Consider the following 24,123-nt stretch of genomic DNA (forward strand, 5'->3'; position numbering starts at 1 on the left):
CCCTTCGTCGGGGGCCATTGTTGTTATGGCAGAAGGTGGAGTGGCAGATCGGGGCGGCAGCTTAACGGCAGCCCCGCGGCCTCAGCGTTGGCAGCGCGGACAGTAGACGCTGGCGCGCTGGCCGAGGCGCACTTCGCGCAGGGTCGAGCCGCAGACCTTGCAGGGTTCGCCACCGCGCCCGTAGGCGAAGAGTTCCTGCTGGAAGTAGCCGGGCTGGCCGTCGCCGCCGACGAAATCGCGCAGCGTGGTACCGCCGCGCTCGATGGCAATGGCAAGGATTCGCTTGATCTCCTGGGCAAGCTTCACGTAGCGCGCCCGCGAGATGGTCCCCGCCTCGCGGCGCGGGTCGATGCCGGCGGCGAACAGCGCCTCGGTGGCGTAGATGTTGCCCACCCCGACCACCACAGCGTTGTCCATGATGAAGGGCTTCACCGCCATGCTGCGGTTGCGCGACAGCTGGAACAGTCGCTCGCCTTCGAAGGCGTCGGTCAGCGGCTCCGGGCCCAGGTGGCGCAGCAGTTCATGTTCCAGCGGCGTCAGACTCCAGAGCAGCGCACCGAAGCGGCGCGGGTCGGTGTAGCGCAGCGCCATGCCTGATTCCAGCTCGATATCCACATGCTCGTGGCGCGCTGCCGGCGTGCCGCACTCCACCAGGCGCAGGCTGCCGGACATACCCAGGTGGCTGATCAGCGTGCCCACTTCGGCATTGAGCAAGAGGTACTTGGCACGCCGCTCCACCTGCACGATGCGCTGCCCGGACAGACGTACGTCGAGGTCCTCGGGAATCGGCCAGCGCAAACGACGCTCACGGACGACCACGCGGCTGACGCGCTGGCCTTCGAGATGGGGCGCTATGCCCCGGCGGGTGGTTTCGACTTCAGGTAATTCGGGCATGGATCACTACTGCGTAGGAGCTTTTCTGTAGGTTCAGTCCAGCGCGCGGGCCAGCTGGATCAGATCGTCGCGCCATTCGGCCGCCTTGGGCAGCGCCAGGAAGGACTCGTTGAGAAAACCTTCCCGCGCCTCGTAGGTAAAAGGCTCGCCCTTGGTATCCAGCACCTCGCCGCCGGCGCCTTCCAGCACACCCTGGGCGGCTGCCGTGTCCCACTGGCTGGTTGGCGCCAGGCGCGGGTAGCAGTCCGCCGAGCCTTCGGCGAGCAGGCAGAACTTCAGCGAACTGCCGATGTTGGCCAGGTTCAGGTCGCCAAAGCGCTGCGCGAGGCCGGACAGCAGGCTTTCCTGCTGCGGGCTGGAATGGCGCTTGCTGGCCACCACGGTAAAGACATCTTCCGGGCTGCTGCGTACCTCGATGGCCTCGGGCTCGCCGCCACGCTCTTCGCGCCAGGCGCCAAGGCCGGTACCACCGTAGTAGCAGCGGCCGCTGGCGGGGATACCGACTACGCCGAAGATCACGCGCCCGTGCTCGATGAGCGCGACGTTGACGGTGAATTCGTCACTGCCGGAAATGAACTCCTTGGTGCCGTCCAGCGGGTCCACCAGCCACCAGCGGCTCCACTGGGCCCGTTGCTCCAGGGGAATGTCGCAATCCTCCTCGGACAACACCGGCACATCCGGCGCCAGCGCGCGCAGGCCGTCGGCCAGCAGGCGGTGGGCGGCCAGGTCGGCGGCGGTCACCGGCGATTCGTCGGACTTGCTCTGGACATCCAGGTCGCCCTGCCAGAACGGCAGGATCACATCGCCCGCCTTGTGCACCAGGTCGATCACGGCAGGCAGGAAGGCATTCATCACGGCTGGAACTCCCCTCGTTGGGTCAGCAGGTCGCGCACCAGGTAGAGCGCGGCCAGGGCACGCCCTTCACTGAACTGGGCATTCTGCGCGAGGCTGGAGAGCTCGCGCAGGCTGATCCTGTCCACGCCCATGGGCTCGGGTTCGTCGCCGGGCAGCGATTCTTCGTAGAGGTCACGGGCGAGCACCACCTGGATGCGCTGACTCATGTAGCCGGGCGACAGGGAAAGCTCGGTGATGTATTCCAGCTGACGGGCGCCGTAACCGGCTTCTTCCTTCAGCTCGCGGTTGGCGGCGTCGAGGATGTCCTCACCCGGCTCCACCAGGCCCTTGGGCAACGAAAGCTGGTATTCGTCGACCCCGGCGCAGTACTCCTCCACCAGCACGGCGTGCTCGCCGTCGAGCATGGCGATCACCATCACAGCACCGTAGCCCTGCCCCTTGCCAACCAGGCGCTCGTAGGTCCGTTCGACGCCATTGGAGAAGCGCAACTGCAGCTCCTCGACGGCGAAAAGCCGGCTTCTGGCAACGATCTCTCGAGCGAGGACCGTGGGTTTCTGACGCATGGGGCGACTCCTGGGGGTGGCCGGGTCGGCTATGATAACCCGCCTTTTCCGATTCTCCGTGTCAGATATCGCGCCGATTCCGTCCATCGGCGGCGCAATTGCGACACCCTTTTGCGAAAGCCCAGCATGCCACGCCTGCCCTGGAACCGGATCGATACCGTCCTGCTCGACATGGACGGCACCCTGCTCGATCTGCATTTCGACAACCACTTCTGGCTCGAACACCTGCCGCAACGGTACGCCGAGCACCACGGCATCAGCCGCGCCCAGGCCGATGCCGAACTGCTGCCGCTGTTCCGTGACAACGCCGGGCTGCTCAACTGGTATTGCCTGGACTTCTGGAGCCGCGAGCTCAAGCTGTCGATCATGGACCTCAAGCGCGAGGTCGCCCACCTGATCGCACTGCGTCCGGACGCCGATTTCTTCCTTGCGCAACTGCGCGAGCACGGCAGGCGCGCGGTGCTGATCACCAATGCGCACCGCGATTCGCTGTCGCTGAAGATGCAACGAGTGGAGCTGGCGCCCTGGCTCGATCGGTTGATCAGCTCCCATGACTACGGCTTCCCCAAGGAAGACCAGCAGTTCTGGCAGGCACTGCGTGCGGACGTCGACTTCGACCCGGCGCGCAGCCTTTTCATCGACGACAGCCTGCCGATCCTGCGCGCGGCGCGGACCTTCGGCATCGGCCATCTGCTTGCAGTACGCCAGCCCGACAGCCGCCAGGGGCCGAAGGACACCGAGGAATTCGCTGCCCAGGAAGACTACCGGGCACTGCTCGAAGGCTTGTGAGGGGCGCAGAAACAACGAGCCCGGCACTGGGCCGGGCTCGGGGACATCACTCCGGAATCCGCAGCACCTGGCCGGGATAGATCTTGTCCGGATGACTGAGCATCGGCTTGTTCGCCTCGAAAATCTTGTTGTAGAGGTTGGCGTTGCCGTACTCCGCCTTGGCGATGGCGCTGAGCGTATCGCCCTTCTTCACGGTGACGAAACGCGCCTCGGCAGCCGGCGTAGCGACGGTGATGTGGTCTTCCACACCCGACACGCCCGCGACGTTGCCCAGCGCCAGCAGGATCTTCTCCTTCTCTTCCTGGCTGGCCACTTCACCGGTGGCGATCACCTTGTCGCCCTCGACGCTGACCTGGATGTTCGGGTTGCCCAGGCCCACCTTGGCGATGTGGTCCTTGAGCGATTCGGCGGCCTGCGCCTCCTGGCCCACGATGCTTTCCCACAGCTTTTCGCCGGCTTCCTTCACGAACGCAAAAATGCCCATTTCCAACCTCCCTACGGTTACAGTGACAGGCGGCCGGCATTGGGCAGACCGCGCGCCCCTGGAGTCTAGTCGCCGACTTCCGCAGTGCCTGACGGAATACTCCTAATCCCGCCTTAACCCGACAGAACGCCCCGGAGCCTTCCCGCCGATGGACATCAAGCAGCTGAAATTCCTCTGCGCACTGGACGAGACGCGGCACTTCGGCCAGGCGGCGGCACGCTGCCACGTCACTCAGCCAACGCTCTCGATGCGGGTACGCAGCCTGGAGGAGGAACTGGGCCTTGAACTGGTGCGCCGTGGGCAGCGCTTCGAGGGTTTCACCGAGGCCGGCGAGCGCGTACTCGCCTGGGCCCGGAGCCTGCTGGCTGCGCATGACGGGCTCTACGCAGAAGCGGCGGCCTGCCGCGGCCAACTGGTCGGCACCCTGCGCCTGGGCGTGGTGCCGCTGGCAGGCTTCGACCCCATGCAGCTGATCGAGCTGTTCGCCCAGCGCCACCCGGAACTGCGCTTCCAGCTGTTCGCCCTGAGTTCGGAGAACATCCTCGAAGGCCTCGGCCGCAACCAGCTGGACCTTGGCCTGTCGTACCTCGACCGCCTCGACCGCGAACATTTCGAAAGCCTCGAACTGGCCGCTACCCGCATGGGCCTGCTGCACGACCGCCGGCACTTCCAGATCGACGGTCCGAGCCTGAGCTGGGACGCACTGGCGGAGCTGCCGCTGGGCCTGCTCTCGTCCGGCATGCACTTCCGCCAGTCCATCGACCACGGCTTCCGCAGCCGCGGCCTGGCGCCTCGGGCACGCCTGGAAACCGACGCCGTGCATCAGTTGGTGCAAGCCGTCGAGCGCGGGCTGTGCTGCGCGATCATGCCGCTGGGCAGCGGGCTGGACGCCCAGGGTGAGCACTTCGTGCTGACCCCGATCGACGACGCGCGCACCCTGTCGCCACTCGGGCTGATCCTGCGCCGCAGCGAACCACGCTCCGCGCTGGCCGAAGCCTGCTTCCGCGAAGCGACGGTCCTGCTGGGCAGCGACTCGCCCGACCGATAAACCGCATCTATCACAACATCGACAGCAGCCATTAGACGCTGCCCCGGCATCGGCATAGGCTGGTTGCATTACTAGAACCACAGGGCTCAGCCCATGCCTTGCCTGATCACCCGCCCGGCCAGCGCCGCGGTCCGGGATGCCGCCGTGCCTGCCGACGGCTACAGCTACGTCGAACTCACCCCGCAAGGAGCCGGCGGCCGCGCCGCATTGGCCGGGGAAACCGCCCTGGCCATTGCCTACAACGGCCTCAGCCAGGCCGTGATGATGGTCTCGCCGAACGACCTGGAAGACTTCGTCCACGGTTTCAGCCTCGGTGCCGGCCTCATCGAGTCCATCGACGACATCTATGACGTGAGCCTGACGGCACATGGCGAGGCCATTACCGCCGAGGTGCAGGTCAGCAATCGCGCCTTCTGGGCCCTCAAGGACCAGCGCCGGCAACTGGCCGGCAACACCGGCTGCGGCCTGTGCGGCGTCGAGGCCCTGGACCAGGCGCTGCCCGGCCTGCCGGTATTGCCGCGCGCTCCCCTGCCACCCGCCGTCCATTTCGACCACCTGCGCGAGCGGGTCAATGCCGTGCAGGAGATCGGCAGGCGCAGCGGCGCTCTGCATGCGGCGCTGTTCGTCGATGCCGCCGGCGAGATTCGCCTGTGCCGCGAGGATATCGGCCGCCACAACGCCCTCGACAAACTGGTCGGCGCGCTCAAGCGCCAGCGCCTGGAGCTGGCCGGCGGCTTCGCCGTGGTGACCAGCCGCTGCAGCCTGGAACTTATCCACAAGGCCGTGCGCGCCGGGCTCCCCACCCTGGTCAGCCTGTCCGCTCCCACCTCGCTCACCGTGCAGTGGGCCCGCGAGCACAACCTGAACCTGATCCACCTGCCCCATCGCAGCCCGCCCCGGGTCTACAGCCCGGCGCCACCAGCCGCCTGAACGAAAGAGATTCCATGAGCCTGCAGCAAGAAAATCCCCGCTACCAACCCTACAAGGGCGCCGCCGCCGGCTGGGGCGCGCTGATCAGCGTCACGCGCTTCTGGCTGGACAGCAAACAGCCGTTCAAGAACCTGCGCGCCCTGCTCAAGACCAACCAGAACGGTGGCTTCGACTGCCCTGGCTGCGCCTGGGGCGACTCCCCCGAAGACGGGCGGGTGAAGTTCTGCGAGAACGGCGCCAAGGCAGTGAACTGGGAGGCCACCAAGCGCCGCGTGGACCCAGCCTTCTTCGCCCGTCACAGCGTTACTTCGCTGCGCGAGCAGAGCGACTACTGGCTCGAATACCAGGGCCGCCTGACCGAGCCGATGCGCTACGACCCCACCACCGACCGCTACCAGCCAATCGCCTGGGACGACGCCTTCGCCCTGATCGCCCGGCACCTGAATGCGCTGGAAAGCCCCGACCAGGCCGAGTTCTACACCTCCGGTCGGGCCAGCAACGAGGCGGCCTTCCTCTACCAGCTGTTCGTCCGCGCCTTCGGCACCAACAACTTCCCCGACTGCTCGAACATGTGCCACGAGGCCAGCGGCGTAGCCCTGGGCCAGAGCGTCGGCATCGGCAAGGGCACCGTGACCTTCGATGACTTCGAGCACGCCGATGCGATCTTCGTCTTCGGCCAGAACCCCGGCACCAACCACCCGCGCATGCTCGAACCGCTGCGCGAGGCGGTGAAGCGCGGCGCCCAGGTGGTCGCCTTCAACCCGCTCAAGGAGCGCGGCCTGGAGCGCTTCCAGCACCCGCAGCACGCGCTGGAAATGCTCACCAATGGCTCCGAGCCGCTGAACACGGCCTTCTTCCGCCCGGCACTGGGTGGCGACATGGCCGCCGTGCGCGGCATCGCCAAGTTCCTCCTGCAATGGGAACGCGAAGCCCAGGCCAAGGGCGAGCCGGCAGTGTTCGACCACGCCTTCATCGCCGAGCATACCCAGGGCGTCGATGCCTACCTGGCCGTGGTGGACGACACCAGTTGGGAGCACATCGTCCAGCAGTCGGGGCTGAGCCTCGATGAAATCGAGCAGGCGGCGATCATGTACCGCCGCGCCGAGCGAGTGATCGTCTGCTGGGCCATGGGCATCACCCAGCACCATCACTCGGTGCCCACCATCCAGGAACTGGTCAGCCTGCAACTGTTGCGCGGCAATGTCGGCCGCCCAGGCGCCGGCCTGTGCCCGGTACGCGGCCACAGCAATGTGCAGGGCGACCGCACCATGGGCATCAACGACCGACCGCCTGCCGCTCTGCTCGATGCCATCGAACGGCGCTTCCAGTTCAAGGTGCCGCGTGCGAACGGCCACAACACCGTCGAGGCTATCAACGCCATGCTCGACGGGCGGGCCAGGGTCTTCATCGGCCTGGGCGGCAACTTCGCCCAGGCGACCCCGGACAGCCCGCGCACTCATCAATCCTTGCGCAATTGCGCGCTGACCGTGCAGATCAGCACCAAGCTCAACCGCAGCCACCTCACCGTGGGCGGCGACGCGCTGATCCTGCCGTGCCTGGGGCGCACCGACATCGACCGTCAGGCTGAAGGCCCGCAGGCAGTGACCGTGGAAGACTCCTTCAGCATGATCCACGCATCCTTCGGGCAGCTGGAGCCGTCGTCAAAAGAGATGCGCTCGGAGCCGGCCATCATCGCCGGCATCGCCAAGGACACCCTGGGCAACCACCCGGTGGACTGGGACGCGATGATCGCCAACTACGACCGCATCCGCGACCTGATCGCCGACACCATCCCCGGCTTCAACGACTTCAATCGCCGCGTGGCCAACCCCGGCGGCTTCCACCTGGGCAACTCGGCGGGCTCGCGGCGCTGGAACACCGCCAGCGGCAAGGCCAACTTCCACCACCACCCGCTGCCAGCGGACCTGGTCCACACGAAGATCCGCGAGACCGGCCAGGAGCCCCACCTGATCCTGCAGACGCTGCGCTCCCACGACCAGTACAACACCACCATCTATGGCCTGGACGACCGCTACCGCGGCGTGCGCGGCCATCGCGAGGTAGTGTTCGCCAACGAGGCAGACATCCGCCGCCTGGGCTTCGAGCCGGGCGAGAAAGTGGACATGGTGTCACTCTGGTCCGATGGCGTGGACCGCCGCGTCAGCGGCTTCACCCTGCTGGCCTACGACATTCCCTCCGGCCAGGCGGCGGCGTACTACCCGGAGACCAACCCGCTGGTGCCGCTGGACAGCCACGGTGTCGGCAGCCACACGCCAACCTCCAAGTTCGTCGCCATCCGCTTCGAGAAAGCGCGACCGAGCCAGCGCATCGCGTGATGCCCTTCACGGCGCTCCCACCGGAGCGCCATCCAACCGCCGTTCGCGAACAAGCCAGCTCCTACAGAAAAGCCGCTGCTCTTTAGTAGGAGCGAGCTTGCTCGCGAAGCTTTTCTCGGACGCACCCTTGCCTCGTCTTGCGAAAAATCCGCTAGACGCGCATCAAGTAGGAAAAGGCCGAAGGGTAAACTCGGAGGGAAAAGGACGCTTTCCGTGAAAAGCCATCATTTCAATGGCATTCTGTGATAAAGACACATCAAAAGCGAAACCCTGGAATAACGCTCAGACCGCCCAAAATCGAAAAAGTTCTGACCTAAAATCAAATACTTGCATTATTTGATGAAAGTCGTGTTACTCGTCGGAACCCCCTTGCCAGAGCCTTCGCCCAAACCGAGGATCACCCCCAACATCCCCACAGAGAGATCCTCTCTATGAAGTACTCCTCGATGCTCCTGTTGTCTCTTGCGCTGGTTGGTGGCACCGCCTTCGCGGACGGCGACACACGTGCCGGCGTCGGTGGCGCCCTGGGCGGGGTATTGGGCACTGCGGTCGGCCAGGCGGTCGGCGGCAGCACCGGCGCCGCCATTGGTGGTGGCCTTGGCGGTGCAGCAGGCGGCGCCATGGGCGCACGCCATGGCAACAAGACAGAAGCCGCCATCGGCGGTGGCCTGGGCGCCGCGGGCGGCCAGGTGCTGGGCAACAAGATGGGCGGCACCACGGGCGGCCTGATCGGCGCGGCCCTGGGTGGTGGCGCCGGTGGCGCACTGGGTAACCACTACGCCGACAGCAACCGCGACGATGACGACGACTACGATGGTCGCCGCGGCTACCGCCATGCGCGCTATGACGATCGTCGCTACGACCGCCACTGGCACGATAACGGTCGTCACCGCGGCTGGTACAAGCACAAACACAAGCACCATCGCGACTGGGATTGATCCGCGGCATAGCTAACCGCGATCAGTCCACGGAAACGACGACTGACAGCCGGGCCTCATTGCCCGGCTGTTTTCTATGCGGGACAATTTCCCCATTCCTTTTCTACTTTCAGGTTCGCAACATGCGTAAGACTCTTTCTGTTCTGGCACTGGCCCTGCTGGCCAGCCACGCCGTCGCCGACGACACCAAATCCGCCATTGGCGGCGGTGTCGGGGGCGCACTGGGCAACGTGGTGGGCGGCGCCCTGGGTGGCTCCACCGGCGCGGCCATCGGTGCTGGCGTAGGCGGTGCAGCTGGCGGCGCGATGGGTGCCAAGAATGGCAACAAGACCGAGGCAGCCATTGGCGGCGGCCTGGGTGCGGCAGGCGGCTCGGTCATCGGCAACAGGGTCGGTGGCTCCACCGGTGGCGCCATTGGCGCGGGCCTGGGCGGCGCGGCGGGCGGCGCGCTGGGCAACCACCTGGCCGACGACAACGATGACCACCACAGCAGTGGTCACAAGAGCGACCGCCACAAGGGCAAAGGCCACTACAAGCACAAACACAAGCATCACGACGACTGACCGATGCCCGTGTGAAAAAGCCCGCCGATTGGCGGGCTTTTTTGTTCATGACCGACCGATTAGGCGCAGGCGGGCAAGCAGGACAACAGCGCACTCAGCTCAGCTGGCGGTCGGCGCTCAACGCGACGGTATTCACCGCCATCGTCGGTGCGCTGCAGCCATCCGCCATCGACCAGGGCGCGCCGAAGCAGCAGGTGGTCACCCAGGCGTTCCTGAGCACGCAGGCGGCCGTTGATGTCCTTTTCACTCCACGTTTGCCGCGCCGGCAAGCGCGACCACAGCACCCAGAGGCAGGCCTCACGGTGGCTGTGTTTCTTCGGCCAGCGCTGCAGGCAGCCGGCCTCATCGAAGTAGCGCCGCCACTGCTCGACGCGGCGAAAATCCACCACGGCTTCGGGCTCTATTTCGCGGGCCAAGCGCGCCTCAGCCTGGTGGCTGGCGCGCAGCGCCTGGTAGTTGCGGAAGCCAACCGCGCGGGCCAGCAGGTTGAGCATCTCCACATGACCGGGACGTTCGGGCGATTCGTCCAATTGTCGCGTCAGGAATTTCGCCAGCACCGACATATCGGGGGCGTGGTAGGGCAAGCGTTGCCTGGACACAGTGCAATCCTCGTTGCGTGCCAAGACCTCGTGCAGGAGGTGATCGGGGGTCGCCGGCTTCCGATGCGGCACTGGGAAAGTGTGTCGGATCGTCAAAGGTGCGGGGAACCGCGTGGCAGGTTTAGCGCTCTCCATACGGAGGCGGCGACGCCTGGGTGAACTGCCGACCGGCGGCCAGCATAGGCCGGGCGCGCCACCCGGGACAAGCCCCATGTCATCCGGCCAGCCTCGTATAGGCTTGTCGGGAAGGGATCACTGGCCACAAGGAGTCATTCGTGAAAGCGCTTGCTGCTGCCGGTCTGCTGCTGTCGCTTGGCGCCGTGCAGACCGCGTACGCCGGGGACTGGCAGGTCTGCCAGATGGAAGTGGAGATCATCGGGGCGCTCAAACTGCCCGTGCGGGGCCTGGAAGGCCGCGTGGAGTCGGTCAAGCCACGGGCCGCCGGCGCGGATTGCCCGAATCGGGGCGCGCTGATCGCCTTCGAGCCGGAAAGCGCCGACTGGCAAAGCATGATCCCGCGTAAGCACTGGCCAGCGCCAGGACAGCGGGTGTGGATGCGCTACCAGTACCTGGACGGCATCTGCAAGGGCGACGGCAACAGCCGGCCGTGCCGGATCGAGCATTATCCGATGGGGTGGTAGGTAATCGTCGCAGGAGCGAGCTTGCTTGCGAACGGAATTGCTGGCATCGCCGATGCGCGACGTGTTCGCGAGCAGGCTCGCTCCCGCAAAGAGCCCGTCAAACGCGTACCAGCACCTCCATCGCCTCCCGCAACGCAGGAGGAATCGATACCGGCCGGTTGCTCGCGCGGTCGACGAACACATGCACGAACTTGCCCGCCGCGCAGGCCAGGTCCTCGCCCTCGCGGAAGATCGCCAGTTCGTACTGCACCGAGCTGTTGCCCAGCTTGCCGACCCGCAGGCCGACCTCGATGCGCTCGGGGAAGGCCACCGGCGCGAAATAATCACAGCTGGAGCTGACCACGAAGCCCACCACCTCGCCGCCGTGGATATCCAGGCCACCGCGCTCGATCAGGTAGGTGTTCACCGCTGTGTCGAAGAAGCCGTAGTAGGTCACGTTGTTCACGTGGCCGTAGATATCGTTGTCGTGCCAGCGGGTGGTGATCGGCTGGAAGTGCGCGTAGTCGGTGCGGCTGGGGTGCTGTTCGCTCATCGGGTTCTCAGAAGGCGGCTCGGTAGATGGCCAGCGCGTCGCTCTCGCTGACTTCGCGGGGATTATTCACCAGCAGGCGCTGCTGCAACATCGCATCGGCGGCCAGGCGCGGCAGGCTGGCCTCCGGTACGCCGGCATCGCGCAGGCGCGACGGCAGGCCGCTGCGCGGGCTGAGGTCGGCCAGCTCGGCGATGAACTGCTCGGTGCGGTCGGCATCGCTGCGCAGGCGCTCGCCCAGCAGCAGGGGCGCGAGCTCGGCGTAGAGCGGTGCGGCATTGGGCGCATTGAAGCGGATCACCTCGGGCAGCACCAGCGCATTGCTCAGGCCGTGGGGAATGTGGAAGTGCCCGCCCAGCGGATAGGCCAGCGCGTGCACGGCGGCCACCGGGGCGTTGGCGAAGGCCTGGCCGGCCAGGCAGGCGCCCAGCAGCATGGCCTGGCGCGCCTCGCGGTTGCCGCCGTTGTGCACGGCTTCGTCGAGGTTCAGCGCCAGCAGGCGCAGCGCTTCGCGCGCCAGCAGGTCGGACAGCGGGTTCTTCTTCAGCTTGCTGGTGTAGGCCTCGATGGCGTGCACCATGGCGTCGATGCCGGTGGCGGCGGTGACCGCCGGCGGCAGGCCGAGGGTGAGGTCGGCGTCGAGCACGGCCAGGTCCGGCAGCAGGTGCGGGCTGACCACGCCCATCTTGGTGGTCTCGCCGGTGGTGACGATGGCGATGGGTGTCACTTCCGAACCGGTACCCGCGGTGGTCGGCACCTGGATCAGCGGCAGGCGTGGGCCGCGAGCGTTGCCAACGCCGAAGATGTCCTTCAGACCCTGGGATGCCGACGGATGCGCCAGCAGCGCCACCAGCTTGGCGACGTCCATCGAGCTGCCGCCGCCATAGCCGACCACCAGTTGCGCAGCCATCTTGCGAGCCTGCTCGGCGGCTGCCAGCACGACGCTTTCCGGCGGGTCGGCCACCACCTGATCGAAGACGTCCACCGCCACGCCAGCCTTGGCGAAGCCGGGCAGCACGCCGTCGAGCATGTTCAGGCGGGTGATGCCGGGATCGGTGACGATGAGCACGCGCTGGGCGCCGCGCTCGCGGCAGAGTTCACCCAGGCGGGTGGCGGAGCCACTCTCGCAGAGGATCTGCGCGGTGGTGGCGAAGCTGAAAGGCTGCATGACGCTCCCCGGTCTTGTCGTTGTAGTGCGGAAAATCCGTAGGCCACCGCTCAGTGGCCAGCCCGGGGAGCATAGCAACGCAACACATAACCCTGAAACCCTGTACCGCCAGGCGAAACGATCATTCACCAGATGAATGGGAAGCCACGGCGCGCAGGGAACATGGGAGTAAATTCATCCGCGATCGATTTCCGGTGGCTCCGAGCAGGCCGGTAGCACATCGCGGACGGAGCCCGCTCCCACGGGATCAGCCTCGCAGAAACGAAAAAGGCCGGCATTGCGCCGGCCTCTTCTTCATCGAGGGCAGGTCAGACAGCGACCGGCGCCTTGATGTGCGGGTGGGCTTGGTAGCCAACCAGTTCGAAGTCCTCGAAGCGGAAGTCGAACAGGTCCTTCACCTCGGGGTTGATCTTCATGGTGGGCAGCGGCAGCGGCTGGCGGGTCAACTGCAGGTCGGTCTGCTCCAGGTGGTTGGCGTACAGGTGGCAGTCGCCGCCGGTCCAGATGAACTCGCCCGGCTGCAGGCCCGCGACCTGCGCGACCATCAGGGTCAGCAGCGCGTAGCTGGCGATGTTGAAGGGCACGCCGAGGAAGATGTCGGCCGAGCGCTGGTACAGCTGGCAGCTGAGCTTGCCGTCGGCGACATAGAACTGGAACAGCGCGTGGCACGGCGGCAGGGCCATTTCGTCGATCAGCGCGGGGTTCCACGCGGAGACGATCAGCCGGCGCGAGTCCGGGTTCTTCTTCAGCATCTCCATCAGGTTGGCGATCTGGTCGATATGGCGGCCGTCCGGGGCCGGCCAGGAGCGCCACTGGTAGCCGTAGACCGGGCCGAGGTCGCCGTTCTCGTCGGCCCATTCGTCCCAGATCGAGACGCCGTTTTCCTTCAGGTAGGCGATGTTGGTCGAACCTTTGAGGAACCACAGCAGTTCATGGACGATCGATTTGAGGTGGCACTTCTTGGTGGTCACCAGCGGGAAGCCTTCGGCGAGGTCGAAGCGCATCTGGTGGCCGAACACACTGTAGGTGCCGGTGCCGGTGCGGTCGCTCTTGAAGGTGCCGTGTTCGCGCACGTGGCGCATGAGGTCGAGGTACTGTTTCATCGCGAAGGTCACCCAAAAGCCGGTCGGTGCGGCTCTGCGGCGCGGCTCCGGGGTGGGCCGCCGGCAGAACGATTCGCCCGGCAGAATCTGAACAAGCGGCAATACTAAGGGCCTGGGCCCGGTCTCGCCACCCTGGCCGACCAACACCCGATTCAAGCGGCGCCAGACCGCGCTCCCCAACCGTTCGTCTGTTGCAAGAGAGGTCGACATGTCCGAGGCACAGCTGCCCGCCTTTCCTTTTTCGCGCCGTCGCCTGCTGGCAGTGGCGTGCGCCAGTGCCGCTCTGGGCGGTGTACTGCTCAGCCCGGCCGCACGCACCTGGGCCGCGCTGACGCCCCAGGCAGCGACGGAGCTGGACGAGTTCATGACCCTGTCCCAGCGCCTGACCGGCCGCAGCAACCTCGACCCGCGCATCGGCGAACGCCTGTTCGGCGTCCTGGCCCAGCGCGACACGGCGCTGCGGCAGAGTCTCGCGGAACTGCTGGATCGCCTGGGCGACGCGCCGGCCACCTGGACCGAGCGCCAGCAGTGGCTGGCCCGGCAGATTCTCGGCGGCTGGTACCTGGGCCAGATCGGCGATGACACCAGCGCCACGGTGGTCACCTACGAACAGGCGCTGATGTTCCGCGCCGTGGACGACGTGCTGGTGATCCGCAGCTATTGCCCGAACAAGCCCGGCTTCTGGGCGGCGCAACCGACCGAGCGGGGGGCCTGAGCATGGCCGCTACGCAACGCGCCGATTTCGTGGTGGTCGGCTCCGGCGTCGCCGGCGCGCTGGTCGCCCATCAGCTGGCGCTGGCCGGCAAGGATGTGCTGATCCTCGAAGCCGGCCCGCGCATGGGGCGCTGGGAGATCGTCGAGCGCTTCCGCAACCAGGCGGACAAGTCCGACAACCAGGCGCCCTACCCGTCCAGCCCGTACGCGCCGCATCCGCAGTTCAAGCCGGACAACCATTACCTGATCCAGAAAGGCGAACACCCCTACGACGTGCAGTACATTCGCGCCGTGGGCGGGACCACCTGGCACTGGGCGGCGTCGGCCTGGCGCTTCCTGCCCAATGATTTCAAGCTGCTCAGCCTCTACGGCGTGGGCCGCGACTGGCCCATCGAGTACGCCGAACTGGAGCCCTGGTACCAGCGCGCCGAAGAGGAACTGGGCGTCTGGGGACCGGGTGACGAAGAGCTCGATTCGCCGCGCAGCCAGCCCTACCCGATGCCGCCGTTGCCGTTGTCGTGGAACGAGCAGCGCATCAAGACCCTGCTCAACGCCAACGGCTACCGCGTGGTCACCGAGCCGGTGGCGCGCAACAGCCGGCCCTACGATGGCCGGCCGACCTGCTGCGGCAACAACAACTGCATGCCCATCTGCCCCATCGGCGCGATGTATAACGGCATCGTCCACGTCGAGAAGGCCGAGGCCGCCGGCGCCCGGCTGATCGAGAACGCCGTGGTGTTCAAGCTGGAAAAGGGCGACGGCGGCAAGATAGTCGCGGCGCTGTACAGGGACCCGCAAGGCAACGAGGTGCGCGTCGAGGGCGACACTTTCATCCTCGCTGCCAATGGCATCGAGACGCCCAAGCTGATGCTGATGTCCGACGTCGGCAACAGCTCCGACATGGTCGGCCGCAACCTGATGGACCATCCCGGCACCGCCGTGCAGTTCTATGCCGATGAGAAACTCTGGCCGGGCCGCGGGCCGCAGGAAATGACCTCCATGGTGGGCTTCCGCGACGGCGCGTTCCGCAGCGAGTACGCGTCGAAGAAGATCCACCTGTCCAACCTCTCGCGCACCGACCAGGTGGCCGCCGAACTGATCCGCCACGGGCCGCTGCTGCTGGGCCACGACCTGGAAGCGAAGATCCGCGACCGCGCCGCGCGCTTCGTGCGCTTCGACAGCTTCCACGAAATCCTCCCGCACCCGGAGAACCGCATCGTCCCCAGCGCCACCGAGCGCGACGCCGCCGGCATCCCCAAGCCCGAATTCACCTATGCCATGGACGAGTACGTGCGCAAGAGCGCGGTGCACACCCGCGAGGTCTACGCCCACGCTGCCAAGCTGCTGGGTGGCGAGGAGGTGAAGTTCGACGACAGCTTCGCCAACAACAACCACATCACCGGCACCGTGCTGATGGGTGACGACCCGAAGGATTCGGTGGTGGATGCCCACTGCCGCTGCCACGATCATCCCAACCTGTTCATCGCCAGCAGTGGCGTGATGCCCACCGTCGGCTCGGTGAACTGCACCCTGACCATCGCCGCCCTGGCCCTGCGCCTGGCCGAACAGCTGAAGCGGGAGGCCAAGGCATGAAGCGTCTGATCCTGCTTGCCCTGCTCGCCGCTCCCCTGGCCTCGCACGCCGCCAAGGCCCTCGATCCCGCCCCGCAGGAGCTGCTGCAGCGCGGCGAATACCTGGCCCGCGCCGGCGACTGCGCAGCCTGCCACACCGCGCCGGGCGGCAAGCCCTTCGCCGGCGGCCTGCCACTGGCCACGCCGCTGGGCGCGGTGTATTCCACCAATATCACCCCCGACCCGAAGACCGGCATCGGCAGCTACAGCTACGACGACTTCGCCCGCGCCCTGCGCGACGGCGTGGCCAAGGGCGGCACCCGCCTCTACCCGGCAATGCCCTACACCGCCTACGCGAAGATCACCGACGAGGATATGAAGGCGCTCTACGCCTGGTTCCTCGAAGGCGGCGTGCAGGCCGTCGCGCAGCCCAACCAGGATTCCGATATCGCCTGGCCGCTGAACATGCGCTGGCCGCTGGCGATCTGGAACCTGCTGTTTCACCAGGATTCGGTCTACCAGCCCAACCCGAAGCAGAGCCCGGCCTGGAACCGCGGCGGCTACCTGGTCCAGGGCCTGGCGCATTGCGGCACCTGCCACACGCCGCGCGGCATGGCCTTCCAGGAGAAGGCCGTGGACGAACGCACTACCGGCTTCCTCTCCGGCGCCGCGCTGGGTGGCTGGTATGCCTTCAACATCACCCCCGACACCCACAGCGGCATCGGCGGCTGGAGCGACGCGGAGATCGCCCAGTACCTGAAGACCGGCCGCGTACCGGGCAAGGCGCAGGCGGCCGGACCCATGGCCGAGGCGGTGCAGCACAGTTTCCAGTACATGACCGACGCCGACCTGCTGGCCATCGCCAGCTACCTGCGCAGCGTGCCGGAGGTCAGCGATGGCGAACGCAAGGCACGCTTTGCCTGGGGCGAGCCGGCGGACGATGTGGTCACCTTGCGCGGCCAGGACTTCGCCGCACAAAAGCATGACGATGGTGCGCGCCTGTACCTGGGCAATTGCGCCAGCTGCCACTCCTGGAGCGGCGAAGGGGTGAAGGACGGCTACTACCCGATGCTGCTGAAGAACAGCGCCGTGGGCGCCCTGCAGCCGGACAACCTGGTGCAGGTGGTACTGGGCGGCGTGCACCGCAAGGTAGGCGACGAGGAGATGTTCATGCCGGGCTTCGCCGGCACGCTCAATGACGAACAGATCGCCACGCTGGTGAACTATCTCACGGCACAGTTCGGCAATCCGGAGGTAAAGATCGACAGCGCGCGGGTCGCCGAAATCCGCCAGCCTTGAGCGGGGCTGGCGCCCTGCACAGAAGGGATCACGGGCCGGCCTGATTAGCGTTGACAGGCCGGCAGCCCCTCGTCGAAGCTGCGCCGATTCGTGGAGTTGTCCTGCAGAACAATGGAAGTCGAATGCCCAAGCCGAAGAAGCCTGCTCCACGCCCGGAGAGCCCGCCGCGCAAACCCTATCGTGGATGGCTGCTGGCCGCCTGTGCCGGCCTGCTGCTGGTTGCCACCCTCGGTCTGTGGTGGTGGGTGCAGAACAGCAACCCGGCGCTGCCGGTGTCTGCCAGTGCGCCCGCCAAAGCCCCGGCATCGACTCCCGCGCCATTGGCAGTTCCACCGGCACCCACCACGACAATGGTCGACGAAGTGCAATGCCAGGGCTGCCACCAGGCACAGTTCAAGAGCTGGCAGGGTTCCCACCACCAGCAGGCGATGAAGCCAGCTGCCGAGGGCAATGTGCTGGGGGACTTCGCCAACGTCACCTTCAAGGGCGAGACCGAGACCACTCGCTTTTTCCGCAGGGAAGGCGAGTACTGGGTCAATACTCCCGGCGCCGACGGCAAGCCGGCGGACTTCAAGGTGGCCTACACCTTCGGCTTCGAACCGCTGCAGCAGTATCTCCTCGAGTATCCGGGCGGTCGCCTGCAAGCCCTCGGCGTGGCCTGGGATAGCCGCAAGCACCAGTGGTTCCAGCTGATGCCCGGCCAGGGTATCGACCACAAGGACGAGCTGCACTGGACCCGCCCGGCGCAGAACGCCAACTTCATGTGCATCGAATGCCATACCACCGGTTTCAAGCGCAATTACACCGCCACCACCGACAGCTTCGCCAGCCACTGGAACAGCCTCGGCGTCGGCTGCCAGGCCTGCCATGGCCCGGCATCCCGGCACCTTGAATGGGCGCGCAAGCCCGACCGCAGCGCGGACAAGGGGTTCGAAGTGCCGCTGCAGAACGCCAGCCAGGCGACCATCGTCGAGACCTGCGCACGCTGCCACGCGCGTCGCGCACCGCTGGCCGACGGCTTCCAGAACAAGCATCGCTTCATGGACGACTACCTGCCCAGCACGCTGACCCGCGAGCTGTACGAGATCGACGGCAAGATCAAGGACGAAGTCTTCGAATGGGGTTCCTTCACCCAGAGCAAGATGTTCGCCAAAGGGGTCCAGTGCACCGATTGCCACAACCCCCACAGCGGCGAGCTGAAGGCACCGGGCAATGGCGTCTGCCTGCAATGCCACAACACGGCGGGCAAGCCGGTGCGTCCGCAGATCGACGGCAAGGGCCTGCAGGCGAAGAACTACGACTCGCCCGAGCACACACATCACCAACCCGGTACACCGGGCGCGCAATGCACCGCCTGCCACATGCCGGGGCGTTACTACATGGTCAATGACTACCGCCACGACCATGGTTTCACCCTGCCGGACCCCGCCCATGCCCGTCGCATCGGCGCGCCGGATGCCTGCCAGGCCTGCCACCGCGACATGCCCAGCAAGCAGCTCGGCGCGAAGTTCCGCGAGTGGTTCTCCAGCGAGCTGCCGGCCAAACCCAATGCCTCCAGCAACCCAGCGCCGCGCTATGACGACACCCTGTGGAAGGCGCGCAACGGCAAGCCCGGCGCCTCCCGCGCGCTGCACCTGCTGCTGGCGACGACCGACCTGCCGGCGATCCGCCGGGCGACCCTGCTTGCCGAACTGCCCAGCTACCCCAGCCAGCGTTCGCTGGAGCTGGTGGCCCTGGGCCTGAAGGACGCCTACCCGCTGGTACGCAACGCCGCCATCGAGGCTCTGCCGGCCCTCGCGGGCGCCCCACAGCAGGCCATGCTGCTGGCGCCGTTGCTCAATGACCCGATCCGCGCCGTACGCATCGCCGCGGCCTGGCAACTGGCCCAGCTCCCGCCACCGGTTCGCGCCAGCATCGGAGCGGCCCTGGGCAAGGGTCTCGAAGAGTACGAACAGGTCCAGCACGACCTCGCCGAGCGTGCCGAGGCCAATCTCAACCTCGCCATGCTCTACCAGCAGACCGATCGGGGCGATCAGGTGGAGCCGGCGCTGCGCGCCGCCATTCAGCGCAACCCCGACTTCCTGCCCGCGCGGGTCACGCTGATCCAGTGGCTGGAGGGCAATGGCCGGGCAGCCGAAGCCAGGCAAGCGCTGGATGAAGGCTTGCGCCTGTTCCCCGCTTCCGGCCTGCTGCACCACGTCAATGGCCTCGGCCTGGTGCGCCAGGGGCAACGTACGCAGGCGCTCAAGGAACTGCGCGAAGCGGTGCGCCTGAGCCCGGACGACGACCAGTTCCGCTTCGTCCTGGCCATCGCCCTGCATGACACCGGCGACAGCGACGGCGCCTGCCACGAGCTGGAACAACTGCTGCAGCGCCACCCTGCCAACCGGACGGCGCGCCTGGCGCTGATCGACTACCTGCGCGAAACCGGGCAATTCCAGAAGGTGCAGCAGTTCACCGCGGAACTGGAGCAGCAGAATCCGGACGATCCGGCGCTAAAACGAGAGTGAAAATTCCGACGACAGGCCGGAACCGCTGAAACTTCCAAGGCTCTGATTGGCGCGCAATCATCCAAGGAGACACCATGCGTCGCCGTTTCGCCCCTGTCGTCGTAGCCCTTACCCTTCTCCCCCTCGCCTCGGCCATGGCCGAGGACCGCAGCTTCTGGCGCGGCGTCCTCACCTCCGGCGCCACCACCGCCTCGAGCTACCTGACCAGCCGTGACGATCACAAGCTGATCGGCCCGGCCCAGGACGACGCCGCCAGCTTCATCGCCACCGATGGCGCCATCCGCGGCCCCTACCTGGAAGCCACGCTGCAGCAGATGCGCAGTGCCGACCCGGCCCTGGCGCAAGCCAGCGACGCGGAGCTGGCCTCGGCAATCCTGGCCGCCCAGCGCTGACCCACGCGAGGCGCGCGGGCAACCGCTCGCGCACCTCGCGCGGATAATCTTGGAACTCCCACCAGCCGCTGCGCCTCTCACCTGTACACGGACCTTCCGGAGGTGGAACCGATGCGTACCGCGAAACTGGCCACTGCCTTTGCCCTGCTCGCCCTGCCCGTTGCCTCGGCCATGGCCGACGGCGACTTCTGGCGCGACGTCATCTCATCCGGCGCCACAACCGCGTCGACCTACCTGACCTTCAAGCACGACAAGCTGATCGTCGCCGCCCAGGACGATGCGAGCGCGTTCGTCGCCAGTGATGGTGCGATCCGCGGCCCGTACCTGGAGGCGGCCCTCACCCGCCTGCGCAGCGACGACGCCGCGCTTCAGGACCGCAGCGACATGGAACTGGCCAACGCCATCCTCGTCCGCCGAGATGACGCACCCGCCCAGTGATACCCACCGGCGCGGCCCGTGGCGCTCGCCGCGGGCCAAGCCGGCGGGGCGCGGCTGTGTTCTACTGACACTCCAATTCCGACACGGAGTGTCCCATGAACGATCCCATCCAGCCGCTGAAGATCACCCTGATCCTGCTGATCGTCAGTGAAGGCTTCTGGCTGCTCAGCCGCCTGCTCAGCGTGGTCGGCCTGGAGATCTATTCGCTGCTGCCGTCCGCCGTCTACAACCTGATCGGCATGCTCAGCAATGTGCTGATGATCGTGCTGTTTGCGCTGCTGATCCGCCTGATCGGCCGGTTGCAGCTGAAGCCCTGAGGCCCTCTGCCGGCCCGGTTCGCTCCCACGCCGGAACGAACCCGTACGAAAAACAAGAAAGCCGCCCGAAGGCGGCTTTTTCAATTCAACGCACCGCTCATTCGCGGTAATCGTCCACCGGCACGCAGGCGCAGAACAGGTTGCGGTCGCCGTAGACGTTGTCCACGCGGTTCACTGCCGGCCAGTACTTGAAGGCACGGGTGTGCTCGGTGGGGGTCACCGCTTCGGCGATCTGGTAGGGGCGATCCCACAGCCCGGTCACATCCGCCAGGGTGTGCGGCGCGCCCTTGAGCGGGTTGGCTTCGGCCGGCCATTCGCCGGTCTCGACCTTGGCGATCTCCGCGCGGATCGACAGCATTGCCTCGATGAAGCGGTCCAGCTCGTGCTTGGACTCGCTCTCGGTAGGCTCGATCATCAGCGTGCCCGGCACCGGGAAGGACATGGTCGGGGCGTGGAAGCCGTAGTCCATCAGGCGCTTGGCCACGTCCTCCTCGCTGATCCCGGTCTGCGCCTTGAGCGGACGCAGGTCGAGGATGCACTCGTGGGCAACGCGCTCGTTGCGGCCACGGTAGAGCACCGGGAAGGCGCCATCGAGCTGCTGGGCCAGGTAGTTGGCGTTGAGGATCGCCACCTCGGTGGCGTCGGCCAGTTGCGGGCCCATCATGGCGATGTACATCCAGCTGATCGGCAGGATGCTGGCGCTGCCCCAGGGCGCGGCGCTGACCGCGCCGTTGAGCGGGTTCGGGCCTTCGATGCGGATCACCGGGTGGTTGGCGACAAAGGGCGCGAGGTGCTTCTTCACGCCGATCGGGCCCATGCCCGGGCCGCCACCACCGTGGGGAATGCAGAAGGTCTTGTGCAGGTTCATGTGCGACACGTCGGCACCGATGTCCGCCGGACGCGCCAGGCCGACCTGGGCGTTGAGGTTGGCGCCGTCCATGTAGACCTGGCCGCCGTGGCCGTGGATGACCTCGCAGATTTCGCGGATGCCTTCCTCGTACACCCCGTGGGTGGACGGGTAGGTGATCATCAGGCAGGACAGCTGCTCGCCGGCTTCGGCCGCCTTGCGCTTGAGGTCCTCCATGTCGACGTTGCCGCCCTTGTCGCACTCGACGATGACCACGCGCATGCTCGCCATGATCGCCGAGGCCGGGTTGGTGCCGTGGGCCGAGGACGGGATCAGGCAGATATTGCGGTGCGCATCGCCACGGCTTTCATGGTACTTGCGGATCGCCAGCAGGCCGGCGTACTCGCCCTGGGCGCCGGAGTTGGGCTGCATGCAGATGGCGTCGAAGCCGGTGATCGCGCAGAGCCAGCTTTCCAGCTCCTCGATCATCAGGCGGTAGCCCTCGGCTTGCTCGCGTGGCACGAAGGGGTGCAGCGTGGCGAATTCCGGCCAGGTGATCGGGATCATCTCGCTGGTGGCGTTGAGCTTCATGGTGCAGGAGCCCAGCGGGATCATCGCCTGGTTCAGCGCCAGGTCCTTGCCCTCGAGCTGGCGCAGGTAGCGCAGCATCTCGGTTTCGCTGTGGTGGCGGTTGAAGACGGGGTGGGTCAGGTAGTCGCTGCTGCGTTGCAGCGCGGCGGGAATGCCGTCAGCGACCTGGCCGGCGTCGAGCTGCGCCACATCCAGGCCATGGCCGGCACCCAGGAAGATATCGAACAGGCTGGCGAGGGTCTCGGCGCTGGTGGTTTCGTCCAGGCTCACGCCCAGGCGGTCCTCGCCGACGATCCGCAGGTTCACGCGGGCGGCGCGGGCGCGCTCGACGATGGCCTGCTGCTGCGCGCCGACATCGAAGGTCAGGGTATCGAAGAAGTGCTGATTGACCGGCTTCAGGCCCTTGGCAGCGAGGCCGGCGGCCAGCACGGAAGTCAGGCGGTGCACGCGCTGGGCGATGCGCTTGAGGCCCTGCGGGCCGTGGTACACGGCGTACAGGCTGGCGATGTTGGCCAACAGCACCTGCGAGGTGCAGACGTTGGAGTTGGCCTTCTCGCGGCGGATGTGCTGTTCGCGGGTCTGCAACGCCATGCGCAGCGCGGTGTTGCCACGGGCGTCCTTGGACACGCCGATGATCCGGCCCGGCATGGCGCGCTTGTACTCGTCGCGGCAGGCGAAGAAGGCTGCGTGCGGGCCGCCGTAGCCCATCGGCACGCCGAAGCGCTGGGCGCTGCCCAGGACCACGTCGGCACCCAGCTCGCCCGGCGGGGTGAGCAGCAGCAGCGCGAGCAGGTCGCTGGCGACGCAGGCGATCGCCTGCTGGGCGTGCAGCGCGTCGATCAGCGGGCGCAGGTCACGCACCTCGCCACGGGTATCCGGGTACTGCAGCAGCGCGCCGAACACCGGGTGCTGACCGAGGTTGTCCACCTCGTCGACCACCACGTCGAAGCCGAAGGCTTCGGCGCGGGTCTGCACCACGGAGATGGTCTGCGGGTGGCAGTGGCTGTCGACGAAGAACAGGTTGCTCTTCGCCTTGGCCACGCGCTTGGCCAGCGCCATGGCCTCGGCGGCGGCGGTGGCTTCGTCCAGCAGCGAGGCGCTGGCGAGATCGAGGCCGGTGAGGTCGATGGTCATCTGCTGGAAGTTCAGCAGGGATTCGAGACGGCCCTGGGCGATCTCCGGCTGGTACGGGGTGTAGGCGGTGTACCAGCCCGGGTTCTCCAGCACGTTGCGCAGGATCACGGTCGGCGTCAGGGTGCCGTAGTAGCCGGTGCCGATCAGGCTGGTCCACAGCTCGTTCTTCAGCGCGTAGCCCTTCAGCTTGGCCAGTGCACCCTGCTCGTCGAGGGCGGTCGGCAGGTCCAGCGGCCGGTTCAGGCGGATGGCCGGCGGGACCGTCTGCACGATCAGGTCGTCGCGGTTGTTCAGGCCCAGGGTGTCGAGCATGGCTTGCTGCTCGGCGGCATCGGGGCCCAGGTGGCGGGCGAGGAAGGCATCAGGCTGGTGCAGCTGGGAAAGCGAAGGGGTGTTCGACATGGCCACGGTCTCGAAAGGGCGTTCCCTGAAAAGAACAGGCCCCGACGAATCGAGGCCTGTGTGTACAGCAGTGTCTTACGCGTCGGCGTCGCTGGCAGCGCGGTAGCCGGCGGCGTCGAGCAGCTTGTCCAGCTCGCCCGGGTTGCTCGGCTTGAGCTTGAAGAACCAGGAACCGTACGGATCGTTGTTCACTTCTTCGGGGGTGTCGGCCAGCACGTCGTTGACGGCGATGACTTCACCGCTTACCGGGGCGTAGATGTCCGAGGCGGCCTTCACCGACTCGACCACACCGGATTCCTGGCCGGCGGCGAGGGTCTTGCCCACTTCCGGCAGTTCGACGAAGACCACGTCGCCCAGGGCTTCCTGGGCGTGGTCGGAGATGCCCACGGTGACGGTACCGTCGGCTTCCAGGCGCGCCCACTCGTGGCTGGCGGCGTAACGCAGGTCGGCGGGGATATTGCTCATCTT

Annotated in this window: 24 protein-coding genes; 14 read left to right on the top strand and 10 right to left on the bottom strand. The window is 66.7% G+C overall.

What is annotated here, in order from left to right; all coding sequences use genetic code 11:
* Positions 1–81 precede the first annotated feature (81 nt).
* The 3 genes from mutM to nudE are packed head-to-tail and all read right to left on the bottom strand — an operon-like array spanning position 82 to position 2,312.
* On the bottom strand, positions 82–894 hold the full coding sequence (mutM, locus tag GJV37_RS18735; RefSeq protein ID WP_054907793.1) for a bifunctional DNA-formamidopyrimidine glycosylase/DNA-(apurinic or apyrimidinic site) lyase: 813 nt from the start codon (positions 892–894) through the stop codon (positions 82–84).
* Positions 895–927: 33 nt separating this feature from the next.
* On the bottom strand, positions 928–1,746 hold the full coding sequence (gene cysQ, locus GJV37_RS18740) for a 3'(2'),5'-bisphosphate nucleotidase CysQ (RefSeq protein ID WP_141678545.1): 819 nt from the start codon (positions 1,744–1,746) through the stop codon (positions 928–930).
* On the bottom strand, positions 1,746–2,312 hold the full coding sequence (nudE, locus tag GJV37_RS18745; RefSeq protein WP_037015903.1) for an ADP compounds hydrolase NudE: 567 nt from the start codon (positions 2,310–2,312) through the stop codon (positions 1,746–1,748). Before nudE ends, cysQ begins: the two co-directional genes overlap by 1 nt.
* A 126-nt stretch (positions 2,313–2,438) precedes the next feature.
* Between nudE and yrfG the strand changes: the two genes are divergently transcribed.
* The gene (yrfG, locus tag GJV37_RS18750) at positions 2,439–3,101 is read left to right on the top strand and encodes a GMP/IMP nucleotidase (protein ID WP_024767009.1); all 663 of its coding nucleotides are present in this window, start codon (positions 2,439–2,441) and stop codon (positions 3,099–3,101) included.
* Positions 3,102–3,147: 46 nt separating this feature from the next.
* Here the strand turns inward: yrfG and lysM are convergent, their stop codons facing one another.
* Positions 3,148–3,585 (bottom strand): peptidoglycan-binding protein LysM, encoded by a 438-nt coding sequence (gene lysM / locus GJV37_RS18755; RefSeq protein ID WP_037018714.1) that lies wholly within the window; start codon positions 3,583–3,585, stop codon positions 3,148–3,150.
* Between the two features lie 148 nt (positions 3,586–3,733).
* On the opposite strand from lysM, the gene GJV37_RS18760 reads away from it, so the two are divergent.
* The 5 genes from GJV37_RS18760 (at position 3,734) to GJV37_RS18780 (ending at position 9,400) form a co-directional block, all read left to right on the top strand.
* Positions 3,734–4,633 carry a LysR family transcriptional regulator gene (locus GJV37_RS18760; RefSeq protein WP_193452820.1) on the top strand — a complete coding sequence of 300 codons (900 nt, stop codon included), beginning with the start codon at positions 3,734–3,736 and terminating at the stop codon, positions 4,631–4,633.
* Positions 4,634–4,726: 93 nt separating this feature from the next.
* Positions 4,727–5,563, top strand: coding sequence for a formate dehydrogenase accessory sulfurtransferase FdhD (fdhD, locus tag GJV37_RS18765; protein WP_170858026.1), 837 nt, complete (start codon positions 4,727–4,729; stop codon positions 5,561–5,563).
* Between the two features lie 14 nt (positions 5,564–5,577).
* A complete protein-coding gene (locus GJV37_RS18770) occupies positions 5,578–7,899 on the top strand; it encodes an FdhF/YdeP family oxidoreductase (RefSeq protein WP_193452821.1) in 2,322 nt (773 codons plus the stop codon).
* Positions 7,900–8,330: 431 nt separating this feature from the next.
* The gene (locus tag GJV37_RS18775) at positions 8,331–8,837 is read left to right on the top strand and encodes a hypothetical protein (RefSeq protein ID WP_038803491.1); all 507 of its coding nucleotides are present in this window, start codon (positions 8,331–8,333) and stop codon (positions 8,835–8,837) included.
* Positions 8,838–8,959: 122 nt separating this feature from the next.
* On the top strand, positions 8,960–9,400 hold the full coding sequence (locus GJV37_RS18780; RefSeq protein WP_193452822.1) for a glycine zipper domain-containing protein: 441 nt from the start codon (positions 8,960–8,962) through the stop codon (positions 9,398–9,400).
* A 59-nt stretch (positions 9,401–9,459) separates the two neighbouring features.
* Here GJV37_RS18780 and GJV37_RS18785 read toward each other — a convergent pair whose 3' ends face one another.
* Positions 9,460–9,999, bottom strand: coding sequence for a DUF2087 domain-containing protein (locus GJV37_RS18785; RefSeq protein WP_024767395.1), 540 nt, complete (start codon positions 9,997–9,999; stop codon positions 9,460–9,462).
* Between the two features lie 275 nt (positions 10,000–10,274).
* Here GJV37_RS18785 and GJV37_RS18790 point away from each other — a divergent pair, with 275 nt between their 5' ends.
* Positions 10,275–10,640 carry a hypothetical protein gene (locus GJV37_RS18790; protein ID WP_193452823.1) on the top strand — a complete coding sequence of 122 codons (366 nt, stop codon included), beginning with the start codon at positions 10,275–10,277 and terminating at the stop codon, positions 10,638–10,640.
* A gap of 97 nt (positions 10,641–10,737) precedes the next feature.
* Here GJV37_RS18790 and GJV37_RS18795 read toward each other — a convergent pair whose 3' ends face one another.
* The 3 genes from GJV37_RS18795 to GJV37_RS18805 all read right to left on the bottom strand — a co-directional run bounded on the left by GJV37_RS18795 (position 10,738) and on the right by GJV37_RS18805 (position 13,440).
* On the bottom strand, positions 10,738–11,172 hold the full coding sequence (locus GJV37_RS18795) for an acyl-CoA thioesterase (RefSeq protein WP_037016398.1): 435 nt from the start codon (positions 11,170–11,172) through the stop codon (positions 10,738–10,740).
* Positions 11,173–11,179: 7 nt separating this feature from the next.
* Entirely contained in the window at positions 11,180–12,337 is a 1,158-nt protein-coding gene (locus GJV37_RS18800) for an iron-containing alcohol dehydrogenase (RefSeq protein ID WP_193452824.1), read from the bottom strand.
* 308 nt (positions 12,338–12,645) lie between these two features.
* The gene (locus tag GJV37_RS18805; protein ID WP_169889085.1) at positions 12,646–13,440 is read right to left on the bottom strand and encodes a thymidylate synthase; all 795 of its coding nucleotides are present in this window, start codon (positions 13,438–13,440) and stop codon (positions 12,646–12,648) included.
* 208 nt (positions 13,441–13,648) lie between these two features.
* Between GJV37_RS18805 and GJV37_RS18810 the strand changes: the two genes are divergently transcribed.
* The 7 genes from GJV37_RS18810 (at position 13,649) to GJV37_RS18840 (ending at position 20,681) form a co-directional block, all read left to right on the top strand.
* The gene (locus GJV37_RS18810; RefSeq protein ID WP_037016395.1) at positions 13,649–14,155 is read left to right on the top strand and encodes a sugar dehydrogenase complex small subunit; all 507 of its coding nucleotides are present in this window, start codon (positions 13,649–13,651) and stop codon (positions 14,153–14,155) included.
* A gap of 2 nt (positions 14,156–14,157) precedes the next feature.
* On the top strand, positions 14,158–15,747 hold the full coding sequence (locus GJV37_RS18815; protein ID WP_193452825.1) for a GMC family oxidoreductase: 1,590 nt from the start codon (positions 14,158–14,160) through the stop codon (positions 15,745–15,747).
* On the top strand, positions 15,744–17,024 hold the full coding sequence (locus tag GJV37_RS18820) for a cytochrome c (RefSeq protein WP_170858031.1): 1,281 nt from the start codon (positions 15,744–15,746) through the stop codon (positions 17,022–17,024). Before GJV37_RS18815 ends, GJV37_RS18820 begins: the two co-directional genes overlap by 4 nt.
* A gap of 122 nt (positions 17,025–17,146) precedes the next feature.
* On the top strand, positions 17,147–19,534 hold the full coding sequence (locus GJV37_RS18825; protein ID WP_193452826.1) for a tetratricopeptide repeat protein: 2,388 nt from the start codon (positions 17,147–17,149) through the stop codon (positions 19,532–19,534).
* A 74-nt stretch (positions 19,535–19,608) separates the two neighbouring features.
* The gene (locus GJV37_RS18830) at positions 19,609–19,926 is read left to right on the top strand and encodes a DUF2388 domain-containing protein (protein WP_024765732.1); all 318 of its coding nucleotides are present in this window, start codon (positions 19,609–19,611) and stop codon (positions 19,924–19,926) included.
* Positions 19,927–20,037: 111 nt separating this feature from the next.
* Positions 20,038–20,364: a DUF2388 domain-containing protein gene (locus GJV37_RS18835; RefSeq protein ID WP_024765733.1), complete on the top strand. Its 327-nt coding sequence runs from the start codon at positions 20,038–20,040 to the stop codon at positions 20,362–20,364.
* 95 nt (positions 20,365–20,459) lie between these two features.
* Positions 20,460–20,681: a hypothetical protein gene (locus GJV37_RS18840; RefSeq protein ID WP_024765734.1), complete on the top strand. Its 222-nt coding sequence runs from the start codon at positions 20,460–20,462 to the stop codon at positions 20,679–20,681.
* 97 nt (positions 20,682–20,778) lie between these two features.
* Here the strand turns inward: GJV37_RS18840 and gcvP are convergent, their stop codons facing one another.
* Together gcvP and gcvH are read right to left on the bottom strand one after the other, a co-directional pair.
* The gene (gene gcvP / locus GJV37_RS18845) at positions 20,779–23,655 is read right to left on the bottom strand and encodes an aminomethyl-transferring glycine dehydrogenase (protein WP_193452827.1); all 2,877 of its coding nucleotides are present in this window, start codon (positions 23,653–23,655) and stop codon (positions 20,779–20,781) included.
* Positions 23,656–23,730: 75 nt separating this feature from the next.
* Complete coding sequence (gene gcvH / locus GJV37_RS18850) at positions 23,731–24,120, bottom strand: glycine cleavage system protein GcvH (RefSeq protein WP_170858035.1); 390 nt, start codon at positions 24,118–24,120, stop codon at positions 23,731–23,733.
* Between the last annotated feature and the right edge of the window lie 3 nt (positions 24,121–24,123).

The organism is Pseudomonas nitroreducens (genome assembly GCF_010994165.1).
Classification (GTDB): Bacteria; Pseudomonadota; Gammaproteobacteria; order Pseudomonadales; family Pseudomonadaceae; genus Pseudomonas; species Pseudomonas nitroreducens.

What these genes read in the sequence shown, in the direction of transcription:
- GJV37_RS18780 (WP_193452822.1), top strand. Translation starts at nt 8,960, where the DNA reads ATGCGTAAGACTCTTTCTGTTCTGGCACTGGCCCTGCTGGCCAGCCAC.
- GJV37_RS18770 (WP_193452821.1), top strand. Translation starts at nt 5,578, where the DNA reads ATGAGCCTGCAGCAAGAAAATCCCCGCTACCAACCCTACAAGGGCGCC.
- yrfG (WP_024767009.1), top strand. Translation starts at nt 2,439, where the DNA reads ATGCCACGCCTGCCCTGGAACCGGATCGATACCGTCCTGCTCGACATG.
- gcvP (WP_193452827.1), bottom strand. Translation starts at nt 23,655, where the DNA reads ATGTCGAACACCCCTTCGCTTTCCCAGCTGCACCAGCCTGATGCCTTC.
- GJV37_RS18775 (WP_038803491.1), top strand. Translation starts at nt 8,331, where the DNA reads ATGAAGTACTCCTCGATGCTCCTGTTGTCTCTTGCGCTGGTTGGTGGC.
- mutM (WP_054907793.1), bottom strand. Translation starts at nt 894, where the DNA reads ATGCCCGAATTACCTGAAGTCGAAACCACCCGCCGGGGCATAGCGCCC.
- GJV37_RS18830 (WP_024765732.1), top strand. Translation starts at nt 19,609, where the DNA reads ATGCGTCGCCGTTTCGCCCCTGTCGTCGTAGCCCTTACCCTTCTCCCC.
- fdhD (WP_170858026.1), top strand. Translation starts at nt 4,727, where the DNA reads ATGCCTTGCCTGATCACCCGCCCGGCCAGCGCCGCGGTCCGGGATGCC.
- GJV37_RS18795 (WP_037016398.1), bottom strand. Translation starts at nt 11,172, where the DNA reads ATGAGCGAACAGCACCCCAGCCGCACCGACTACGCGCACTTCCAGCCG.
- GJV37_RS18825 (WP_193452826.1), top strand. Translation starts at nt 17,147, where the DNA reads ATGCCCAAGCCGAAGAAGCCTGCTCCACGCCCGGAGAGCCCGCCGCGC.
- lysM (WP_037018714.1), bottom strand. Translation starts at nt 3,585, where the DNA reads ATGGGCATTTTTGCGTTCGTGAAGGAAGCCGGCGAAAAGCTGTGGGAA.
- GJV37_RS18840 (WP_024765734.1), top strand. Translation starts at nt 20,460, where the DNA reads ATGAACGATCCCATCCAGCCGCTGAAGATCACCCTGATCCTGCTGATC.
- GJV37_RS18810 (WP_037016395.1), top strand. Translation starts at nt 13,649, where the DNA reads ATGTCCGAGGCACAGCTGCCCGCCTTTCCTTTTTCGCGCCGTCGCCTG.
- GJV37_RS18835 (WP_024765733.1), top strand. Translation starts at nt 20,038, where the DNA reads ATGCGTACCGCGAAACTGGCCACTGCCTTTGCCCTGCTCGCCCTGCCC.
- gcvH (WP_170858035.1), bottom strand. Translation starts at nt 24,120, where the DNA reads ATGAGCAATATCCCCGCCGACCTGCGTTACGCCGCCAGCCACGAGTGG.
- GJV37_RS18760 (WP_193452820.1), top strand. Translation starts at nt 3,734, where the DNA reads ATGGACATCAAGCAGCTGAAATTCCTCTGCGCACTGGACGAGACGCGG.
- GJV37_RS18820 (WP_170858031.1), top strand. Translation starts at nt 15,744, where the DNA reads ATGAAGCGTCTGATCCTGCTTGCCCTGCTCGCCGCTCCCCTGGCCTCG.
- GJV37_RS18800 (WP_193452824.1), bottom strand. Translation starts at nt 12,337, where the DNA reads ATGCAGCCTTTCAGCTTCGCCACCACCGCGCAGATCCTCTGCGAGAGT.
- GJV37_RS18805 (WP_169889085.1), bottom strand. Translation starts at nt 13,440, where the DNA reads ATGAAACAGTACCTCGACCTCATGCGCCACGTGCGCGAACACGGCACC.
- nudE (WP_037015903.1), bottom strand. Translation starts at nt 2,312, where the DNA reads ATGCGTCAGAAACCCACGGTCCTCGCTCGAGAGATCGTTGCCAGAAGC.
- cysQ (WP_141678545.1), bottom strand. Translation starts at nt 1,746, where the DNA reads ATGAATGCCTTCCTGCCTGCCGTGATCGACCTGGTGCACAAGGCGGGC.
- GJV37_RS18815 (WP_193452825.1), top strand. Translation starts at nt 14,158, where the DNA reads ATGGCCGCTACGCAACGCGCCGATTTCGTGGTGGTCGGCTCCGGCGTC.